We start from the raw sequence: 2,542 nt of genomic DNA on the forward strand, positions 1-2,542 counted from the left end.
ACAGCCCCCGTACGGCCCCCGCGTCAGGCACGCCGCACGATGCCCCCGCGGTCAGCCGCCGGCTCCCCCGGCCGTGCTCAGCGCCCCCTCGGCGATGGCGTCGTGGACCTCCGCGCGCCTCGCCTCCATCTCACGGCGTTCCGCGTCCAGCGCCTCGGCCTGGAGTTCGTCGGACTCCATCAGTTTGACCAGGTCGGCGCCCGCGAGGTCGAGCACGCCCATGTCGTCGTACGCCTGCCGGATCCTGGGGCTCCACAGGCCGATGTCCCGCACACACGGCACGATGCGGGTGAAGAGCAGGGAACGGAAGGCCCGCATGCGCGGCCCGTGGTTCATGTACTCCATGCACTCCTTCATGTCGAACCCGAGGTTCTCCCAGACCTCCTGCATCCGCAGCCGGTCACGCATGAGATAGCAGCCCTCGATGATGAACTCCTCGCGCTCCGCCAGTTCCCGGCTGCTGAGGTTCCTGTAGTAGTCCCGCAGCGCCAGCCTGCCGAACGCGACGTGCCGGGCCTCGTCCTGCATGATGTACGAGAGGATCTGCTTGGGCAGCGGCTTGGTGGTCTTGTCCCGCAGAACCCCGAATGCGGCGAGCGCGAGCCCTTCGATGAGGACCTGCATTCCGAGGTAGGGCATGTCCCAGCGGGAGTCCTCCAGCGACTGGCCGAGCAACTCCTTGAGATGAGGACTGATCGGGTAGGTCATCTCGATCTTCTCCCTGACGAACCGGGAGAAGAGTTCCACGTGCCGCGCCTCGTCCATGACCTGGGTGGAGGCGTAGAACTTCGCGTCCATGTCGGGGACGGACTCCACGATGCGCGCGGAGCAGATCATCGCCCCCTGCTCGCCGTGCAGGAACTGGCTGAACTCCCAGGCGGCCATGTGCTGCCGCATCTCCTGCTTCTCCCGCACGCTGAGCTTGGAGTACTGCTTCGAGCCGTACAGGCCGAGCGTGTGCTCAGGGGTCCCGAGGGCGTCGTAGGGGTCGACTTCGAGGGACCAGTCGATGCGCTTGCCACTGTCCCACTGCTTGTCCTTCCCCTTCTGGTAGAGGTTGAGGAGGGTTTCGCGCTCGGAATCGTACTCCCACGTGAAATGGTTCGTGCCCTGCATGGGAAACTTCCAGGCGAGTTCCATAAGACGTGTCTCCTGCGGTCGCGGCGAGCGCTGCACGGCGACGTGTCCGGCGGCGTGGACATCTCGCCGGAAACGTCGCCGACCGCGTCTTGCAAGCGCAGCGGAGAGAGCAGGATTCGAACCTGCGAGGGGCGCAAGCCCCGACCGGAAGAACTCCGGGCCCCGTTAGGCCACTACGGGAATCTCTCCCCCGTCCACCGGATTTCCCCGGCGACAGGAGCAACTGTTCCAGAACGTTCTGACACACCGCTGAGACGGAAACCTCAGCGGCCCGGGGAAGGCGTCGAGAGACCCCGGCGGGCCCGGTCGGGCCGTTTCCGGTCTGCTCCGAACGGCCTGTCGCCGTGGAACACCGGCTCGCCGGGACGGGGACCACGTGCCGACGGCCGGGACCCGGGCGGGGCGCCCGGCGGGCGCGGTCGGTGTCAGTCCCGCTCGAAGGCCCGGGCGACGGGACGCGAGGTGGCGAAGGCCGTGAGGTCGCGCAGGACGCGGTCGGGCGCCTCCCAGTAGGGGACGTGGCCGGCGCCCTCGTAGACGAGCAGGCGGGAGCCGAAGACGCGGGCGAGGAGGCGGTCCTGGTCGGCGCGGGGGACAAAGGCGTCCTGGTCGCCCCAGATCAGCAGCGTGGGCACCAGGATGCCGGCCAGCGCGGCGTCGATGTCGGTGTCGAGCAGGCCGAACATCGTCTCCCGCCAGACCTCCGCGGGCGTCTTCAGGCTCTCGCCGACCACCGTCTCGACGAAGCCGCGGCCGACCTTCTCCACCGGCACGCCCGCGATGAAGCGTTCGGCGTAGGCGCGGTCGACGGGGTCGGTCAGCCGCGCGGCGGCCTCCCGGAACTCCCCGGCGAACGGCTTGTCGGCGAGGCTCGCGGGGCTGCCCATCAGCACCAGGCCCGCGATCCGGTCGGGGTAGCGGCCGGCGACCATCCCCGCCTGCACGCAGCCGCTGGAGGCGCCCACGAGCACCACCCGGTCCAGTCCCAGCCGGTCGAGGAAGAGGACCAGGTCCTCCGCGAGGTCGTGCGGGGTGTAGCCGCCGTCCGGCGGGCGGTCCGCGTCGCCGTGCCCGCGCTGGCTCGGGGCGTAGCCGTGCAGGGACGAGGGGAAGCGGCGCAGCATCGGCTCGAACGTCCACCAGGTGTCCGCGTAGCTGTGCACCAGGACAACCGGGACGCCGCCCGGGTACCCGGCCTCGGCGTACGGCAGGGACAGGCCCTCGCGGAGCGTGACGGTGTGCACTGCGACGGTGGACATGAGCGGTCCTCCTCGTCCCTCGATCGTAACGAGGGACGAGGACACCGCCACCGGACCGGCCGGATCGCTCAGCCGGTGGTGTGGCGCCAGGGGTGGGTGTCGCCGGGGACGGGGGCTCCTTCCTCGTAGGGCTGTCTCTTATA

General features: G+C 69.6%; 2 protein-coding genes and 1 tRNA gene. All 3 read right to left on the reverse strand.

Annotated elements, in window-relative coordinates:
• Positions 1-51: 51 nt before the first annotated feature.
• Complete coding sequence (locus GL263_RS24925; protein WP_182857999.1) at positions 52-1,140, reverse strand: ferritin-like domain-containing protein; 1,089 nt, start codon at positions 1,138-1,140, stop codon at positions 52-54.
• 101 nt (positions 1,141-1,241) lie between these two features.
• Positions 1,242-1,329 (reverse strand) — tRNA-Glu (locus GL263_RS24930).
• Positions 1,330-1,565: 236 nt separating this feature from the next.
• Entirely contained in the window at positions 1,566-2,399 is an 834-nt protein-coding gene (locus GL263_RS24935) for an alpha/beta fold hydrolase (RefSeq protein WP_182858000.1), read from the reverse strand.
• Between the last annotated feature and the right edge of the window lie 143 nt (positions 2,400-2,542).

Origin of the sequence: Streptomyces durbertensis, from assembly GCF_014156695.1 — a bacterium.
Classification (GTDB): domain Bacteria; phylum Actinomycetota; class Actinomycetes; order Streptomycetales; family Streptomycetaceae; genus Streptomyces; species Streptomyces durbertensis.

Excerpts from the sequence above, each read along its gene's own strand:
- GL263_RS24935 (WP_182858000.1), bottom strand. The coding sequence starts at position 2,399 with ATGTCCACCGTCGCAGTGCACACCGTCACGCTCCGCGAGGGCCTGTCC.
- GL263_RS24925 (WP_182857999.1), bottom strand. The coding sequence starts at position 1,140 with ATGGAACTCGCCTGGAAGTTTCCCATGCAGGGCACGAACCATTTCACG.